The sequence below is a fragment of the Lysinibacillus sp. Ag94 genome (assembly GCF_023242215.1).
Classification (GTDB): Bacteria; Bacillota; Bacilli; order Bacillales_A; family Planococcaceae; genus Lysinibacillus.
Genome location: NZ_CP096780.1, coordinates 351,685 through 368,194, shown reverse-complemented (window position 1 = coordinate 368,194; position 16,510 = coordinate 351,685). Strand labels below are relative to the sequence as shown.

Genomic DNA, 16,510 nt, shown 5'->3' with positions numbered 1-16,510 from the left:
TACTATAGAGATAGGAGACTTCTGTACCTGTCGCTACCAAAACACTTATTGAAAAAAGTTAAAATTAAACATGTCTACAATACCATCATGCATATACTGTCTGCGAGGAGGAGTGAAAATCGCCGTTATAAAGACGAATGATGCACAAACAGCCATGCTAGCAAGGCTTATGCGCTCTGAGGCAGAAGGTGAAGGAAATTTAGGTATGCTGATGGTCGGCAATGTTGGCGTCAATCGTGTACGAGCCGATTGTTTAGATTTTACGGATGTTCGTACAATTGAACAAATGGTTTATCAGCGTCCTGGAGGCTTTGAAGCGACACAAAAAGGCTACTTTTATCAACGCGCACGTGATCAAGACATTCGATTAGCGAAGAGAGTTATTCAAGGCGAAAGATTCCACCCCGCGACTCGTTCCCTATGGTTTTTCAGACCTGAGGGAGATTGTCCAGCACAATGGTATGGTCAGTGGAATACGGGGAGATTCAAAGCACATTGCTTCTTCTCGCCAACCGAAGAAGATTGTCCTCAAATCTAAAAGAAAGAAGGTTGATAACTTATGATGCCTTATTATTGGACACCGACAACGCAACAACAAATGCCGCCACAGGTAATGCCTCCACAGACGACTGGAGCACGACCAACTGGACGGGAGCAATCGTATATTGAAAATATTTTCCGATTAAATCGCGGAAAGCCTGGAACTTTCCATTTTTCCTTCGAGCATGCGGTTGAGCAAGGAAAAAACACAAAAACTGTGCGAGGCGTTGTAGAAGCAGCCGGTCGAGACCATGTTATTTTACGTGAACTCAAATCGAATCATCGTTTCCTTTTCCCAATGATTTATTTTGATTTCGCTGAATATGATGAAGAAATGGCTTATTTTAACCAAAATCCATAAGAAAAAGCTATTCAAAAATTCATATTTTCTTTATGGTAAAATCCCGCTCCTCAAGGCTAATCGGCTTGCTCCTTCGCTCTGTTTTACTTAAGCTTCGTCGCATTGCAAATTTCGTTAGACTCCTCATTGAGTCTCGTATCCTTGCATGCGTCGCAAATGTGTTAGTAGTATGAAACGAGGAATCTGCGTGGATATTGCCATTAGATCAAAAGAATTGGCATGTTAGGATATTTCCTAGCATGCCAATTTTTATTTACTATTGATTTTCTTGTAAAAACTGCAATGTTGCTTTTCCTAATGTTTTGGCAGCAATCAACATTGCACGTTCATCAAAGTCAAAGCGTGCATGATGGTGAGGAAATGCTACTTCCCACTCTGGCTTTTTAGCACCTGTGAAGAAAAATGTTCCTGGTACATTCTCTAAATAATACGCAAAGTCCTCACCAATCATAAACGGTGGACACGTGATAATATTTTCTACCCCTGGTACATCTGCTGCAAGTTGTGCAATAAATTCTGTTTCTTTCACATGGTTATACACCGATGGATAGCCTCTTGTATAACGATAGTCATAGCTTGCACCGAATGCCAAACAAGTGGCATTTAAAATTGCCTCAAGTTCTTGCTCCATTTGTTTACGTACCTGCTCTTCAAAAGTACGGACTGTTCCAGCTAATACTACTCGTTCGGCAATAACATTAAAAGGATTAATCGCCTCCAAATGACCAAACGTTAAGACAGCTGACTTTAATGGATCAATACGTCGAGATATAATCTGCTGTGCATTGACTACAAACTGTGACGCAAGAGTAACTGCATCAATAGAATGATGAGGCTCCGCACCGTGACCACCTTTGCCATGAATCGTAATTTCCACTTTATCCGCAGCAGCCATAATCGCCCCGTCTCTCACCAATATATCTCCTAACGGCGTTGGTGCCCATAAATGTGTACCGAAAATAACATCTACCCCGTCTAGACAGCCATCTTCAATCATAGGCTTTGCTCCACCAGGCGCCATCTCTTCTGCATGCTGATGAATAAATACTACATTGCCCGCAATATCATCCTTTATTGCATGAAGTGCTTTAGCAAGCCCTAGTAATGTTGCAGTATGACCATCATGTCCACATGCATGCATTTTACCATCTACTTTTGATTTATAAGGGACTTCATTTTCCTCCTGAATTGCCAGTGCATCAAAATCAGCGCGTAATGCCACTGTTTTACCTGGCTTCCCTCCGCGTAAAGTAGCAACAACACCACGTTCTCCTACATGCTCACGAACCTCATGTCCTAATGCTCGATGAAAAGCAGCTACATAGGCTGGAGTTTCCACTTCCTCAAAGGATAATTCTGGGTATTCATGTAAATGACGACGAATCGCTACCATTTCATCATAGTTATGATCTAGTAAAGTAAAAAGCTTCTCCATATCACAAAACCTCGCTTCCTATTTTCGAACTTATTTGATAATTATAGTGTACTATAAATCCTTACAAAAAAAATAGGAATTAAAACTAACCATTGTATTGTCATTATATTGTTTATTACGAAGGAAAATTCACTTGACCCATTTCTAGTACCAACAAAAAAACCCCTTCACACATAGTGCAAAGGAGTAACTTTAGAAAAATATTCATATTTAACTTTCATCGCGCATGTTTAAGGGCAGCAACTATTATTAGAACCCAGCCTGTTAAAAATAGAACACCACCGATTGGTGTGATGGCACCTAGAACTTTAACGCCGCTGATTGCCAGTACATATAAGCTTCCTGAAAAGAAGACAATACCTAGGTTAAAAAAGATTCCAGCTAAATTTAACTGCTTTACTTCACCTAATAGTTTCGAGCTCATCAATATGCCAATTACCAGTATAGCCGTGGCATGAAACATTTGGTACTGAACAGCAGTTTCCCAAATTCCGCGACTATAATCGTCTAGAACCTCTTTTAAAGCATGTGCACCGAATGCACCCAATGCCACTGCTAAAAAGCCGTGGAGTGCACCTGTTACGATAAACTTTTTCATGTCATTATCCCTACCTTTAATCAATTTCGCTTTGGCTAATTGCCGCTGTCGCTTTCGCGCAGATAAACAATGGTCCGGATTTTGAATTTGTTGCACAATTTATTCCTATCAAAATCCACCGGGGGCTTTATCTTCATTCAGTAGGCTTTAGGACACCTACTGAAAAGGAACCACATCCGCATTCATCTAGCCACCTTTTAAGTGGCGTCTTTACTGAAGAAAATAATTAAAAGTCAAAAATTGAATCACCATTTGCTCCGTCTTCTTCTTCAATTTTTGCAGTATATAAGCTTGTTTGCTTCGGTTCTGACACTAGCATTTGTGGTAGATGTTTTGACTGGGCTTTAGAAATATCGTCAGATGAGTCTAATACCACATCACATAATGCTCGGATTGCCGTTAAGGCCTCACGAATTTGCTGTTCGTCTCCAGCATTTTTAACACCAGATAATTGTTTTTCAAGTTGTTGAATAACGGCTTGATAAGGAATCATTGTATTCTCCCACTTTCTGCTTTTGGCACAAATTTTAAACAGTCTGTGCCAGAGGATTGTTTAACGACAACAGATGGTATTTGCTTCGTTTTAAAGCCATATGCTGCACATGCCCGTGGAGTTTTTGGGTCCCACGTTACTTTAAAATATTGACATTTGAAACAATTTACCTTCATCGTTGTTCCTCACTTTCTTCTATTATTAACTGTAACACGAAACGATGAGTGATGTGCATCAATTTCGCCTTGGTCTAATAGTAGCTGTTGCTTCGCTTTCGCTACAGGAAACATTTGTAGCTGTCGCTTTGCTTTCGTTAAAAAAATTATTGAATGAAGATATCGATCTATGCCAATCTATGCTAGATTCCAATCAATTGGTTGCTCTCCCCATTCCACTAACTGTGCATTAATCTTCGAATATGGTTTACAGCCGAAAAAACCTCGATAAGCACTTAGTGGACTTGGATGAGGTGCTTCTAAAATTAAATGCGCTGTTGAGTATTTACGAATTAATTGTTTTTTACGTTGTGCTGGTTTACCCCAAAGCACGAAAATAATTGGTTTATCTCTTGATGCTAATTTATCGATTACAGCATCGGTAAATTGCTCCCATCCTTGTTCTTTATGAGAATTCGCCTGACCTGCACGAACAGTTAATACAGTATTCAATAACATTACTCCCTGCTGCGCCCATTTTGTTAATGTTCCATTTTGGGGGATTGGATAGCCAAGATCATCTTGTAATTCTTGTAGCATATTTCGTAGGCTTGGTGGATGTTTGATTCCCGGCATGACCGAAAAGCTTAATCCATGTGCTTGATTTGGTCCATGATACGGATCCTGACCTAAAATTACGACCTTTACATCTTGATAGGCCGTCGTATTAAATGCATTCATTATGTCATTTATCGGTGGATAAATTGTTTGTGTTGCATATTCATGATTTACAAATTGTTGTAACTTCGTGTAATATGTCTTTTCTATTTCTTCTGCAAGTATTGCTTGCCAATCATTCGGGAATACTTGTTTCATTGTAATATAAGCCCCTCTCTCTTCTTACAACGGTACAAAAAAATAATGTTGAATTCAAGTATCCAATTCAATTATGCCTTGGCATAATTGCGTCCAGAATTGGGCTTTACGCTTAGGCCTGCAACTGTTTTTTGTGCGAAAGCCCAGTGCTGACGTAGCGGCAGAACAATTGTTTTTTGTTTGGAAGCGCTGTACTAACTTAGCGGCTGCAACAATTTTTTTGCGCGAAAGTTCAGTATTAACTTAACGGCAGCGACACCGAAATAGGTCAGTAAGCCGTTATCGCACGGATCTAACATCCTTAACGCCTTTCCGATTCTGTGACATCCGGTGAGGCTTTAACTTCCTTCAGATGAAAAGTGAGAAAAACCACATTCATCACAGCGTCTATAGAAATAAAGACTTCTACTGAAAGAAGTTAAAACTGACCTTCTAAAAATATCTAACTCTGACTATTTTTACAGCATCAGAATAAGACTATACTAGATGGTAATTTTAAAACTTTTATCTATAAAGGAGATATTCCACATGGCTCTAAAAAAAACTTTAACGATTGCTGGTTCAGATACATCAGGTGGCGCAGGTATGCAAGCCGATCTTAAAACATTTCAGGAGCACGGCACATATGGCATGGTGGCATTAACAGTTGTCGTAACAATGGATCCAAACGGTTGGACTCATAACGTAACACCATTACCAACAGAGCTTTTACAAAAACAAATCGATACTGCTCTTTCAACAGGCATTGACGCCATAAAAACTGGTATGCTGTCAACGGAAGAGATTATTCGTATCGCAGGTGATGCTATCGCAAAATCTGGTACTGCAAACGTGGTCATTGACCCTGTAATGGTATGTAAAGGAGAAGATGAAGTATTAAACCCCGGTAATACAGATGCAATGATTCAACATCTTTTACCATTAGCTGCAGTTACAACACCTAACCTATTTGAGGCTGGCCAATTAGCTGGTACTGGGACACCAAAAACAATCGAAGAAATGAAAATAGCCGCTCGTAAAATTCACAACCTTGGTGCCAAAGCCGTTGTGATAAAAGGTGGAAAAGCGTTAGCTACTGAAAAAGCAACTGACTTATTCTTCGACGGTGCAAAATTCTACTTATTAGAATCTGAAAAAGTAGCTTCAACTTATAACCATGGGGCTGGTTGTACATTTGCTGCTTCCGTAACAGCAAACCTTGCAAACGGTCTTTCAGTACAAGAAGCTGTAATTGAAGCAAAAGAATTCGTTTCAGCTGCAATCGCTCACGGTTGGGCATTAAATGACTATGTAGGGCCAGTTATGCACGGTGCAAAATCTCGTTTTGGCGCACCACAAGTAACAGTAACAGAAATCTAACTTTTTTCAGCGGATGTCTTGGTAGCGAAAGCGTAGTGTCATCTAGATATCTTTTGACTGAAAGCAAAGCCAGACATCCCACCCTATAGCTATTAGATACGTTCACTTTTCAGTGGGTGCCCAATTATCTGCTATTAAAGAAATTAAAGCCTCTTGCGGATGTCATGGGACGGAAAGGAGTTCACAAAGCTGATTCCGAGCTCAATAATGCCGAGGCATAATAACTAAAAGGCATCTGATTAGTTTCAGACGCCTTTTTTACATATAGTAGTTCTCCATCATTTCGAGCCGATAATCCCATGGATCGTTCATCGAAATAAATTGAGCCAATGCCTTACTTTCCTTTTTACGATCTGCACGTGCCTTCGCTCGTTCAGATGCCGTTTCATGTAGTTTTGTCTCCTCTACTGTTTCTGGGATAACAGATGGAACTGGGGCTGGTTTATTATTTTCATCTAATGCAACAAAGGTTAACAATGCTGTTGCTGCTACCTTACGTTCTCCCGTTTTCAAATTCTCAGAAATGACCTTTACGAAAACTTCCATTGAAGATGTCCCTGTCCACGTTACATAAGATTCGAAATAGACAGAATCGGTCGGGCGTATTGGATGCAGGAAGTCTACAGAATCCGTTGAAGCTGTCACACAATCTCTACGGCTATGCTTCGCAGCGGAAATTGAAGCTACTTGATCGATGTCACTCATCAAACGACCACCAAACAGTGTATTATGATTGTTAATATCATTCGGAAAAACTCGACTTGTACGCATAACTCTAGAATCTTTACAATATTTAAAGTTTTTATTCACATCTATTCCCCCTAAAAACAACTGTTTATTTCTACTATATTGCTCTATTTTTCCATAAAAGGCAATTAAATTATCGGAAAATTAAGAATTTTTAACTGTTGTTTTTTTATTAATTCTCTGGACAAGATACGCTACTGCTTCCTATGCCATATATTAGCTGTATATGGGAGGGAGAAAAATGGTAAGACGTAGACAACAAAACATAAATGGTGATCCAATTAATCTAGGTGGTCAAGAAGCAGGTCTCCTAGGTGAAGATACAGGTACCCAAACTGGAGATATAACCTCTACTAAAGTAGAATTAATCTCTTCAATGGTTTTGACAATAGGGTATTCATTAGCAACCCTCTCCAACATTTTAGCATTACAGGAAGAAGAGGCAAATGAACAAACAAGAACATCCGACGCGCAAAATCAACATGTACTATATAGACAAATGCATAAGCATCTATCACATCTCAACAATCGTCTAGATTCCATTGAACGAAAACTCAACCGATATTAATAAATACATACCCCATAAAAACCGCTACTTATAAAAAGTCGCGATTCTCCGTCATAAAAGAGAATCGCGGCTTTTTTTACTATAATATGATAATGAGCTTTCAGTCTTCTTCCCTTTTTTACAGCTATACATACCAATATTGAAGGAACGTCATCTATTGTACCAAGATAGAATTCGTTATTACCTAGTTTTAAATCCCCTTCAACATTATGCGCTGCCTCTCCACTGTTAAGGAAGAAATCGTGTTCAGTATCTTTTCATTTGTGAAACCGTATACACTACAAAACGACACATTTTGTACAAAATTGCTTTCACACTCATTATATTGATATATTTCTATAATTTTTTCAAGAATATTGCTTAAAAATCTTCATAGATTAAAAAATGGGATCATCGTAGCATAACGGAATGGCAGCAACGATACAGCACAGCACGGCACGGTGTTGGTCACCCAGGCGTTTTACAGAATGATAAGTTCTTATCCTGTTTCATTGATATATGCGGACCCACTGAAAGAAGTTAAACAAGCCTTCGAGATTCATTGGAGGTGAAGCATATTAATGATGTTGTGTTACATAGGCATTCAATTTCCCTTTGTGAATTATTTTTACTATACTTAAAGGAGAAATAATCGAGAGGAGTGTTAAGATGCAAGAAGTACAAGTAAAGACGTTGCAGGAATTATTGAATTCTTTCGCCAACAAAGACGTTTATATTCATCTTGAGACGACAAACGGTTCTTATGCAGCACACTATGATGAGAAATTTTTCAATGCAGGTGCTTTTATTCGCAATGCAAAAATCAACTTTGAACTTGCTAAAGTGGTAGATGATTCACCCCATCGTGTCGGGTTAAAAATGGCACATGGCTGGGTTTATGCTCAAGGCATCACACATTTTGAATTAGATGATTTAGGCCGTTTATTAATGGCTGGACTAGACTACTCAGGTAAATTGGCGATTGCACTCGAAATTAGCGAAACGCCATTTACTTACTAAGGGGGACGACTTTTTGAATTTACAACCACAGCGTCATATTTTAATTGTTTACCCTCACCCAGATGATGAGGCTTTTTCAGTTGCTGGAACAATTGCCTATTATACAAAGAAAATGAATACACCGGTTACATATGCCTGTTTAACATTAGGTGAGATGGGGCGTAATTTAGGAAACCCACCTTTTGCAACACGTGAATCTTTGCCAGAAATTCGACGTAAGGAGCTTGTTGCAGCAGCAGAGGCTATGGGCATACAAGATTTACGTATGCTTGGTTTCCGTGATAAAACGATTGAATTTGAAGACGATGAAAAAATGGTAAAGCTTGTTGAAGGTTTAATTGAGGAGCTAATGCCTTCTCTTATCTTTACGTTCTTACCTGGTTTTGCAGTGCATCCAGACCATGAAGCTACAGCACGTGCCGTAGTGGAAGCTGTTCGTCGTATGCCAAAAGCTGCACGTCCACAAGTGTTAGGTTGTGCCTTTGCAAATGATACGATCGAAAAAAATGGAGAGCCACATGTTGTCAACGATATACGTGAAATGAGGATGGATAAAATTAAAGCATTACAAGCACATGCATCTCAAACTGCTTGGATGATGCAAGAAACAGAAAAACGTGTTGATAACGGCGAGCCAATGAGTGAAAGCTGGCTTAATATTGAAAAGTTCTATATTGTGAATCCTGATCAATATGTAAAATAACAATAAAACGGTTCTGTCCTCTTTCTTCATTGGGAACAGAACCGTTTTATATTAAGCGACCCTCATCTTTTTTAAAAAATGAATAATGAAAGTTATTGAGAAAATAATAATTAACACCACAAAAAACATATAATGTGGAACGTGAATACCGATGACACTGGCTAGCATTTTCAGTGCAATAATCCCAATAATAATGAATGCTGTTGCCTCTAATTCTGGTATTTTTTCTATAACGATTAAAAATAAGCCAGCAATCGTTCTCATCATTAAAATACCTAACATTCCCCCGATTAGTAATATCCAAATTTGATTGGATATCGCAAAAGCAGCAAAAATCGCGTCAATTGAAAAAGCAATATCCATCAGTTCCACAGAAATAACCGTTGCCCAAAAAGTTCCAAAAAGGCGAACCAACAGCCCTGTTTTTTTCATCTCTTTAGTACTATCCGCTTCCCCTATCTGTAAGAAATGTGCAACACATAGCCAACCTAAATACAGGGCTCCTAGCAATTTAATAAACCAAAATTCTACCAAATAAACACCTATCCCGATAAATAAAAATCGGAAAAAATAAGCCCCCAACATACCGTACATTAATGCCCGTTTGCGTTGCTTGGTTGGCAAATGCTTTACTAGCACTGCTAATACAAGTGCGTTATCTGCTGAGAGTAAACCTTCTATTATAATTAGTGTTGATATTAATCCCCAAGATACGGGGTCAGTTAAGATCTCTTTCCACATTTCCCAATTGAAAAATTGCATGTATGTAGATAGAATTCCTTGAATGATTTCCAATTACATACCCTCCTACTTGTCCTAAGGTATTCTATTATATGCTTGACCATTTTTGTTATGAGGAAATGTGTGTATCCTTTATTTCTACAAAAAATTCTCGCAAAAATTTAATTATTCTGCATTTTGTAGTTTCCTAGATAAAACAGACACCGAAAATTTAGAATTTACTAAAAATTAATAACAAAAAGCTTATAATATGTGCTATCATAGGTAAATGTTTTATACGTATACGGAGGATGAATATTATGGAAGCTGCTGACACTAGAACTGTGCAGGTAGAAAATATCTTGATTGCACATCATTTCTTAAAAGACGTAGTGGTGCATACGCCGCTACAAAAAAATGACTATCTATCCGAGAAATATGGAGCTAATATTTATTTTAAACGCGAAGATTTACAGCATGTACGCTCATTTAAACTTCGTGGTGCTTATTATAAGATTAAAAAAATTGAAGAAGAGGCTCGTAAAGTTGGCGTCGTTTGCGCGAGTGCGGGTAATCATGCCCAAGGTGTGGCCTACGCTTGTGCTCAATTGAAAATTCAGGCAAGTATTTTTATGCCTCAAACAACACCTAAGCAAAAAATTGACCAAGTGCGTATGTTTGGTCGTGATTATGCAGAAATTATTTTAGCAGGTGATACCTTTGATGATGCTGCAGAAAGCGCATTTGCTTACTGCGATGAACACGATAAAATCTTTATTCACCCATTTGATGATTTGGATGTCATTGCTGGACAAGGAACGGTCGCTGTTGAAATTATGAATGACATGGAAGAACCGATTGATTACGTGTTTGGTAGTATTGGTGGCGGTGGCTTAATGTCAGGTGTTTCTGCCTATGTGAAAAACCTTTCCCCTAAAAGCAAAATTATCGGTGTTGAGCCTACCGGGGCGGGCAGTATGAAGGCTGCTTTTGCAGAAGGCGGTGCAGTGGCACTTGATTGGATTGACAAATTTGTAGACGGTGCTGCGGTAAAGTGTGTCGGTAACCACACATATGACGTTTGTCGTCGCTACTTAGACGATATCGTACTAGTACCTGAAGGAAAAGTATGTACAACGATTTTAAATCTTTACAATAAACATGCTATTATCGCAGAGCCTGCTGGAGCATTATCAGTAGCAGCACTCGACTCCTACAAAGAGGAAATTAAAGGGAAATCAGTCGTTATCATCATTAGTGGTGGTAATAATGACATCGATCGTATGCAGGAGATTAAAGAAAAGTCTTTAATTCACGAAGGCTTACTTTACTACTTCATCGTTAGTTTCCCACAACGTGCAGGCGCACTTCGCCAATTCCTTACAAGTGTGCTAGGTCCAAATGATGACATTACAACTTTCGAATATACAAAGAAAAACAACAAAGAAAGTGGTCCTGCCCTAGTCGGTATCGAACTTGGCAATCGTGAAGACTTCGAAGGATTACTCGTTCGCATGGATGAATTCGGCTTCAAATACAAAGAAGTAAACAACGACATTCAACTATTTGGCTTACTCGTCTAACATAGAGAGTCACACTACTTGCGTGAGTGTGGCTTTTTTGCGGGAATAAAAGGTTTATCGAAACTTTTTTGAGATTTATCGAGACTTTTTTGAGATTTATCGAAACTTTTATCTTGTTTATCGAAACTTTTCAGACGTTTATCGACATCTATCTTATAAGCGACACTATCTGACCGCACCGATAGTTTACGTCGCTTACATTTCATCTAACAATTTCGCAGGAATTATATATTTTCTATTTTTCTTTTCACCTATCGCTTCAAATTTTAACTTTTTCAATAAATAATAAACCGCCTTCTCTGAGTCAATATCAAAAAAATTACGAAACTGAGCATTTGTAATATTGTTGCTTATCATTAATCGAAAATCATGTAATGCGATTAGCATCGATTGATTATCAATCGATTGGCAATTGCTACAATGCCATTTCCCATGGATGTAACGTAGAACATGGTCAAAATGACAATGAGAGCATAGTGCACCTTTCTTTAATTCACCCACTTTAATATCTAGAGTCCATTGAATTGGTTTGTGCCTCGTTAAAATATGCGCCGATAATTCTCTCAAATCTTTTTCGCTTAGACAGACTTGTTGATGCTGCTTGAACAGTTTATATATCCTTTCTGCCAAACCACTTACATGAATAATTGGCTGCGACAAGAAAGTCGGCGTCATAATCATATTCGGATTTGCAGAAATGACTATATATTCAATCGGTATATGATGACCGCTCATTTGAAATAGCCGACGCAAAAACCTAGCATGGCGCTTCACTTGATCAAAGGGATTGCGAAAGCCATCTACTCTGCCATTAGAAGTAATTCGAATAAATTGATGGTTACCTTCCATATATTCTACACGCCCAACGATATTTTTGATTTCCACTATTAAAATAAAATTCTGCGACATCAACAATGTATCCATTTGATGTATGGATCCACCTTCATCCTTAAGCGCAACATCGTGTAATAAATAATGCGTTTGCTCTAAATAAATACTTTGCCATTCTCGATCTACTCGTTGCTCACCTGCATACCCTGCTCTTGTTCTATTGAGCAAATCTTGATAGTAAGTAGTTTGTGGGTGAGATTTCGGTAATCGCCTTTCAAGCATTTCTAATGTGAGTTGTTTTGATGAAACTTCGCGCTTTTTGAGTAACATATTTTCACCTCCTTTAGTTAGATTATAATGCACTTTATCGAAAGAGTTTGCTTATTTATCGAGAATTTTATCGACATCCAACGAAAAAACGCCCACACCTATGTATGAGCGTTTTATCATAAATTATCCTAGTAGCGCACGGTCTGAATTCATTTTCTCTCCGCGGATGCGTTCGAACTCTGCCATTAAATCTGGGATGGTTAATTCATGCTTACGATCCTCGCCGACCTCTAAAATAATTTGACCTTTATCCATCATAATCAGTCGATTTCCTAAATCTAATGCCTGTTGCATATTGTGCGTGACCATTAATGTCGTTAAGTTGTCTTTCTCAACTAAATATTTCGTAATACGTGTGATTAACTCTGCACGAGATGGGTCAAGTGCCGCAGTATGCTCGTCTAGCAATAAAATCGAAGGCTTCGTAAATGTTGCCATTAAAAGTGACAAAGCTTGACGCTCCCCTCCCGAAAGTAAGCCCACTTTTGCAGACAATCGATTTTCAAGATTTAAACCCAACATCTCTAACGATTCCTTGAAAAATTCACGACGCTTTTTATCAACACCGAAGCGCATGCCTCTACTCTTATTACGTGAGTAAGCTAATGCTAAATTTTCCTCAATCGTCATTGTTGGCGCTGTACCAGCCATCGGATCCTGGAATACTCGACCGATAAAGTGGGAACGTTTATATTCTGGCAAAGTAGTAACCTCATTCTGATCAATTGATACCGTGCCAAAGTCTGGTGTTAGCGCGCCAGAAATCATATTCATCATGGTCGATTTACCAGCACCATTACTGCCGATAATTGTGACGAAATCCCCTGGCTTCAAATGCAAATTAATTTCTGCGAGTGCAATTTTTTCATCAGGCGTACCTTCATTAAAAATCTTATTAATGCCGTTTAATTTAAGCAAGGCGCTTCCCTCCCTGCTCAACCGTCTTTACGTGTGTTCTCTCTGCTGCACGCTTCACCTTTCGTTTTCGTTCCTTACCCTTATTGATAAATTGCGGTAAAACTAACGCTATAATAACAATGATAGCCGTTATTAATTTCATATCGCCTGAATCAAGGAAATCTACTCGTAATGCTAATGCTAAAATAATGCGGTAAATGATCGCTCCAGCAATGACAGCGAAAGTTGTGCGCATAATCGTTTTTGTACCGAAAATTGCTTCACCGATAATAACAGATGCAAGACCAATCACAATCATTCCAATCCCCATACTGACATCTGAGAACTTTGAATATTGAGCGATTAAAGCTCCAGAAAATGCCACAAGTGCATTAGAAAGTCCTAGCCCTAAAATTATAAGTGTATCTGTATTTGCCGAGAAGCTACGAATCATGCGCTTATTATCACCGGTTGCTCGAATAGCCAATCCAACCTCTGTTTTTAAGAACCAGTCTGCAATGAACTTAATGATAATCGTAATGATTAAAACTACGATTATCGTACTCCATGTTGAAGGTAGTTGCTGAACGCCGAGGCCTTTTAATAGGTTATTTAAAGCAGTATCGATTCCCAAATTACTCCAAAACGCTTGAAACTTTGAAAATAAAGTCTCTGAATTTAATAGTGGAATATTCGGACGACCTATCGTATTTTCTGCTGTTGATCCCATAATGCGTAGGTTAATAGAATACAAAGCAATCATCATTAAAATTCCCGATAATAGAGGATTAATCTTTCCTTTTGTGTGAAGAATTCCTGTCATACATCCAGCAATAAATCCAGCAACAATTGCCACCAAAGTTGCTAAGATTGGGTGGTAGCCAAGCATAATCATTGTCGCTGCTGTAGCTGCCCCTGTTACAAAGCTTCCATCAACCGTTAAGTCTGGAAAATCTAACACACGGAATGTTAAATACACACCAAGTGCCATAATTGCATAGATGATCCCTTGCTCCATCGCGCCAAATATAGCTAAAAACATAGTTCATCATCTCCTAATAATTTCTTAATAAATATAATTTCGCTCAACACCATAACTTGAAATTGATTTCTGGGGCGCCCGATAAGCCTTCGTTCCTCTATCGCTACTTCCTAAGAGTCGCCTAGCCTTACTCCAATCAATTTTCAATATGAACCATCATTTTTAGTATTCTAATAAGATGAAACTAGAAAGGATTACCCCACCATAATTGGGATTAATGCAATGTACTCTATTCGCTCGTAACTATATATAGCGCTAATCCTTCCTCATAATGACTTCATTTTTTATTCTAAAAAGTAGATAAAGCGGGGGCAGTTTTCGTTCTCCCCCGCTTCGTTCCATAAGATAATCATGTCGTCATTACTTTTCTAACAGCTCTGCACCCCAAGAATCCTTCATTTTGATCCCTAAATCATCCGCTACTTTTTTATTGATTAATAGTTTTAATTTTTGTGGGTATTGCGCTGGTATATCAGCAGGTGTTGCTTCACCTTTTAGAATCTTCACAGCCATTTGCCCCGCCTCATAACCGATGTCATAATATTCAAAACCATATGCAGCTAAGCCACCACGTGCTACAGAGTCAAGCTCTCCTACAACTAGTGGTAATTTATTAGAGTTTGCTACATCAATTACTGACTCAAGTGCCGAAACTACTGTATTATCAGTAATGATATAGAATGCATCCGCTTTACCGATTAATGATTCAGCAGCTTGTTTTACTTCTGCAGAAGTTGCCGCAGATGCCTCAACTACTGTTAGGCCTTGCTCAGCCATAACTTTTTTCACTTCTTTTACTTGTGCTACTGAGTTTTGCTCACCAGCGTTGTAAACCATACCTACTTTTTTCGCACCTAGTTCCTTTAAGAATGCTACTGTTTTTGAAATAGTATCAGGATGTAAATCAATCGTTCCTGTTACGTTTTTTCCTGGCTTCTCCATAGATTCAATGAGCTGTGCGCCAACAGCATCCGTTACAGAAGTGAAGACAATCGGAATATCACTAGTAGCTGTCGCCGCCGCTTGTGCTGATGGTGTAGAGTTAGCAAAGATTAAATCTACGTTGGCACTTACTAGATTGTTTGCAATCGTCGTATTAAGACTATTATCTCCTTGCGCTATTTGCGGATCGTATTCAACTTTTAAGCCAGATTCTTCAATTGCTTTTTTGAAACCTTCAGTTGCAGCATTTAAAGATGGATGCTCAACAATTTGAGTAATCCCAATTTTAAATGTTTTGTCATCTGCATTGCTGCTCTCACTTGCATTATTCTTGTCGTTCTCTTTTGAGTCTGATGAACTAGATCCACTGTTGCCACAAGCAGCAAGCATTAAAACTAATCCAAATAACAGGAACGAAAGCTTTCTTAAATTGCTTTTCACAAATAATCCCCCCAATATTATCTCTAATATTTATCACACTTTATCCAAACAAAGTGTGAACTTATCGCTATATTATCGTTATTATATAGGTTCGTCAACAACATTATGAATGTTCTGACTATTAAACTTCACAAAATATTTTATTTTTTCACTTAATTTGTCACTTTAAACCGCTAAACTACACTATTTCTATAAATTGATTTCTTTTTCTAATATAACAAAAGTTTTATTGACAAATTTCGCGAAGTTATTTTTCTGCTATTGATTTTTCAAGTAATTTATATAAAACCTAAAAACCCGACATTCCCCAAAATAAATGTCAGGCAGTCAAATTATTATATTTATTCACTATTACTTCTACAAGGTATCTACTTATTTTGGAAGCATACGTGCGTTTGAGCAACACCTTGGATGGCAGAATAAAATTAACATTCGAGTTCACTATTCTCCCTTAATGTTTACATTTGGCCACTAACAAGATTGATCTACATATTTCAGTCTCCTTTTTTACACTTAATGCATATGATGCAAATAAGACGAATGCTGCTTTCTAAAAGGAGGAATACCATGAACAATGAAGAAACCAATTTAAATCAACCTTCTTATTCACAAGAGAAACAAAATGCAAATATAGAGGATATTGACACAATCATCTCTAATCTTTGTGACAGTCTATTTGCATTTTCTCTAGATTTTGCCTTAAATGCCTTGGAATATACAAAAGATTTAGATGGAGAACTAGAATATACAGATGAATTCAAAAAACAACTTGACGATATCATTTTTGAAATAGGAGAAATTAAAAATGTTTTAGATGAATAAATCCCAACGAGAGACCTCCTACTTCTTTAGCACCAAGGCATCCTCAGAATAGAAGTTTAAAAAAGCAG

Annotated in this window: 19 protein-coding genes; 8 read left to right on the top strand and 11 right to left on the bottom strand. The window is 38.1% G+C overall.

Annotation, left to right across the window (positions count from 1 at the left end):
• The first annotated feature begins 112 nt into the window (after positions 1 to 112).
• Together MY533_RS01680 and gerQ are read left to right on the top strand one after the other, a co-directional pair.
• The gene (locus MY533_RS01680) at positions 113 to 538 is read left to right on the top strand and encodes a cell wall hydrolase (protein WP_305883980.1); all 426 of its coding nucleotides are present in this window, start codon (positions 113 to 115) and stop codon (positions 536 to 538) included.
• A gap of 21 nt (positions 539 to 559) precedes the next feature.
• Positions 560 to 901, top strand: a complete 342-nt coding sequence (gene gerQ, locus MY533_RS01675) for a spore coat protein GerQ (RefSeq protein WP_132360250.1) — start codon at positions 560 to 562, stop codon at positions 899 to 901.
• A gap of 256 nt (positions 902 to 1,157) precedes the next feature.
• Here gerQ and MY533_RS01670 read toward each other — a convergent pair whose 3' ends face one another.
• From MY533_RS01670 to MY533_RS01650, 5 genes are all read right to left on the bottom strand, one after another.
• Complete coding sequence (locus MY533_RS01670; protein ID WP_248717786.1) at positions 1,158 to 2,336, bottom strand: M20 family metallopeptidase; 1,179 nt, start codon at positions 2,334 to 2,336, stop codon at positions 1,158 to 1,160.
• A gap of 217 nt (positions 2,337 to 2,553) precedes the next feature.
• Complete coding sequence (locus MY533_RS01665) at positions 2,554 to 2,934, bottom strand: DUF423 domain-containing protein (protein WP_248717785.1); 381 nt, start codon at positions 2,932 to 2,934, stop codon at positions 2,554 to 2,556.
• A gap of 226 nt (positions 2,935 to 3,160) precedes the next feature.
• The gene (locus MY533_RS01660; RefSeq protein WP_132360244.1) at positions 3,161 to 3,427 is read right to left on the bottom strand and encodes a YwdI family protein; all 267 of its coding nucleotides are present in this window, start codon (positions 3,425 to 3,427) and stop codon (positions 3,161 to 3,163) included.
• Positions 3,424 to 3,603 carry a uracil-DNA glycosylase gene (locus MY533_RS01655; protein WP_248717784.1) on the bottom strand — a complete coding sequence of 60 codons (180 nt, stop codon included), beginning with the start codon at positions 3,601 to 3,603 and terminating at the stop codon, positions 3,424 to 3,426. The genes MY533_RS01660 and MY533_RS01655 overlap by 4 nt, the downstream gene beginning before the upstream one ends.
• A 177-nt stretch (positions 3,604 to 3,780) precedes the next feature.
• The gene (locus tag MY533_RS01650; protein ID WP_248717783.1) at positions 3,781 to 4,458 is read right to left on the bottom strand and encodes a uracil-DNA glycosylase; all 678 of its coding nucleotides are present in this window, start codon (positions 4,456 to 4,458) and stop codon (positions 3,781 to 3,783) included.
• A 528-nt stretch (positions 4,459 to 4,986) separates the two neighbouring features.
• Here MY533_RS01650 and thiD point away from each other — a divergent pair.
• A complete protein-coding gene (gene thiD, locus MY533_RS01645) occupies positions 4,987 to 5,817 on the top strand; it encodes a bifunctional hydroxymethylpyrimidine kinase/phosphomethylpyrimidine kinase (RefSeq protein WP_248717782.1) in 831 nt (276 codons plus the stop codon).
• A 258-nt stretch (positions 5,818 to 6,075) separates the two neighbouring features.
• On the opposite strand, the gene MY533_RS01640 is transcribed toward thiD, so the two are convergent.
• Entirely contained in the window at positions 6,076 to 6,627 is a 552-nt protein-coding gene (locus tag MY533_RS01640; RefSeq protein ID WP_142509401.1) for an acyl-CoA thioesterase, read from the bottom strand.
• Positions 6,628 to 6,805: 178 nt separating this feature from the next.
• Between MY533_RS01640 and MY533_RS01635 the strand changes: the two genes are divergently transcribed.
• The 3 genes from MY533_RS01635 (at position 6,806) to bshB2 (ending at position 8,834) form a co-directional block, all read left to right on the top strand.
• Positions 6,806 to 7,132 (top strand): hypothetical protein, encoded by a 327-nt coding sequence (locus MY533_RS01635; protein WP_248717781.1) that lies wholly within the window; start codon positions 6,806 to 6,808, stop codon positions 7,130 to 7,132.
• A 648-nt stretch (positions 7,133 to 7,780) separates the two neighbouring features.
• Positions 7,781 to 8,131, top strand: coding sequence for a YojF family protein (locus tag MY533_RS01630; RefSeq protein ID WP_132360232.1), 351 nt, complete (start codon positions 7,781 to 7,783; stop codon positions 8,129 to 8,131).
• Between the two features lie 13 nt (positions 8,132 to 8,144).
• Positions 8,145 to 8,834: a bacillithiol biosynthesis deacetylase BshB2 gene (bshB2, locus tag MY533_RS01625; RefSeq protein WP_132360230.1), complete on the top strand. Its 690-nt coding sequence runs from the start codon at positions 8,145 to 8,147 to the stop codon at positions 8,832 to 8,834.
• A gap of 51 nt (positions 8,835 to 8,885) precedes the next feature.
• Here the strand turns inward: bshB2 and MY533_RS01620 are convergent, their stop codons facing one another.
• Entirely contained in the window at positions 8,886 to 9,629 is a 744-nt protein-coding gene (locus MY533_RS01620; RefSeq protein WP_248717780.1) for a TerC family protein, read from the bottom strand.
• Between the two features lie 245 nt (positions 9,630 to 9,874).
• On the opposite strand from MY533_RS01620, the gene ilvA reads away from it, so the two are divergent.
• Complete coding sequence (gene ilvA, locus MY533_RS01615; protein WP_248717779.1) at positions 9,875 to 11,137, top strand: threonine ammonia-lyase IlvA; 1,263 nt, start codon at positions 9,875 to 9,877, stop codon at positions 11,135 to 11,137.
• A gap of 195 nt (positions 11,138 to 11,332) precedes the next feature.
• Here the strand turns inward: ilvA and MY533_RS01610 are convergent, their stop codons facing one another.
• The 4 genes from MY533_RS01610 to MY533_RS01595 form a co-directional block, all read right to left on the bottom strand.
• Positions 11,333 to 12,298, bottom strand: coding sequence for a nuclease-related domain-containing protein (locus MY533_RS01610; protein ID WP_248717778.1), 966 nt, complete (start codon positions 12,296 to 12,298; stop codon positions 11,333 to 11,335).
• A 123-nt stretch (positions 12,299 to 12,421) separates the two neighbouring features.
• Positions 12,422 to 13,216 (bottom strand): ABC transporter ATP-binding protein, encoded by a 795-nt coding sequence (locus tag MY533_RS01605; protein WP_132360222.1) that lies wholly within the window; start codon positions 13,214 to 13,216, stop codon positions 12,422 to 12,424.
• Positions 13,209 to 14,237, bottom strand: a complete 1,029-nt coding sequence (locus MY533_RS01600) for an ABC transporter permease (RefSeq protein WP_248717777.1) — start codon at positions 14,235 to 14,237, stop codon at positions 13,209 to 13,211. The genes MY533_RS01605 and MY533_RS01600 overlap by 8 nt, the downstream gene beginning before the upstream one ends.
• Before the next feature lie 360 nt (positions 14,238 to 14,597).
• Entirely contained in the window at positions 14,598 to 15,620 is a 1,023-nt protein-coding gene (locus MY533_RS01595) for an ABC transporter substrate-binding protein (RefSeq protein WP_248717776.1), read from the bottom strand.
• A gap of 567 nt (positions 15,621 to 16,187) precedes the next feature.
• Between MY533_RS01595 and MY533_RS01590 the strand changes: the two genes are divergently transcribed.
• Positions 16,188 to 16,442, top strand: a complete 255-nt coding sequence (locus MY533_RS01590) for a hypothetical protein (protein ID WP_248717775.1) — start codon at positions 16,188 to 16,190, stop codon at positions 16,440 to 16,442.
• Positions 16,443 to 16,510 lie beyond the last annotated feature (68 nt).

Excerpts from the sequence above, each read along its gene's own strand:
- gerQ (WP_132360250.1), top strand. The coding sequence starts at position 560 with ATGATGCCTTATTATTGGACACCGACAACGCAACAACAAATGCCGCCA.
- MY533_RS01670 (WP_248717786.1), bottom strand. The coding sequence starts at position 2,336 with ATGGAGAAGCTTTTTACTTTACTAGATCATAACTATGATGAAATGGTA.
- MY533_RS01665 (WP_248717785.1), bottom strand. The coding sequence starts at position 2,934 with ATGAAAAAGTTTATCGTAACAGGTGCACTCCACGGCTTTTTAGCAGTG.
- MY533_RS01660 (WP_132360244.1), bottom strand. The coding sequence starts at position 3,427 with ATGATTCCTTATCAAGCCGTTATTCAACAACTTGAAAAACAATTATCT.
- MY533_RS01655 (WP_248717784.1), bottom strand. The coding sequence starts at position 3,603 with ATGAAGGTAAATTGTTTCAAATGTCAATATTTTAAAGTAACGTGGGAC.
- MY533_RS01650 (WP_248717783.1), bottom strand. The coding sequence starts at position 4,458 with ATGAAACAAGTATTCCCGAATGATTGGCAAGCAATACTTGCAGAAGAA.
- thiD (WP_248717782.1), top strand. The coding sequence starts at position 4,987 with ATGGCTCTAAAAAAAACTTTAACGATTGCTGGTTCAGATACATCAGGT.
- MY533_RS01635 (WP_248717781.1), top strand. The coding sequence starts at position 6,806 with ATGGTAAGACGTAGACAACAAAACATAAATGGTGATCCAATTAATCTA.
- MY533_RS01630 (WP_132360232.1), top strand. The coding sequence starts at position 7,781 with ATGCAAGAAGTACAAGTAAAGACGTTGCAGGAATTATTGAATTCTTTC.
- ilvA (WP_248717779.1), top strand. The coding sequence starts at position 9,875 with ATGGAAGCTGCTGACACTAGAACTGTGCAGGTAGAAAATATCTTGATT.
- MY533_RS01610 (WP_248717778.1), bottom strand. The coding sequence starts at position 12,298 with ATGTTACTCAAAAAGCGCGAAGTTTCATCAAAACAACTCACATTAGAA.
- MY533_RS01600 (WP_248717777.1), bottom strand. The coding sequence starts at position 14,237 with ATGTTTTTAGCTATATTTGGCGCGATGGAGCAAGGGATCATCTATGCA.
- MY533_RS01590 (WP_248717775.1), top strand. The coding sequence starts at position 16,188 with ATGAACAATGAAGAAACCAATTTAAATCAACCTTCTTATTCACAAGAG.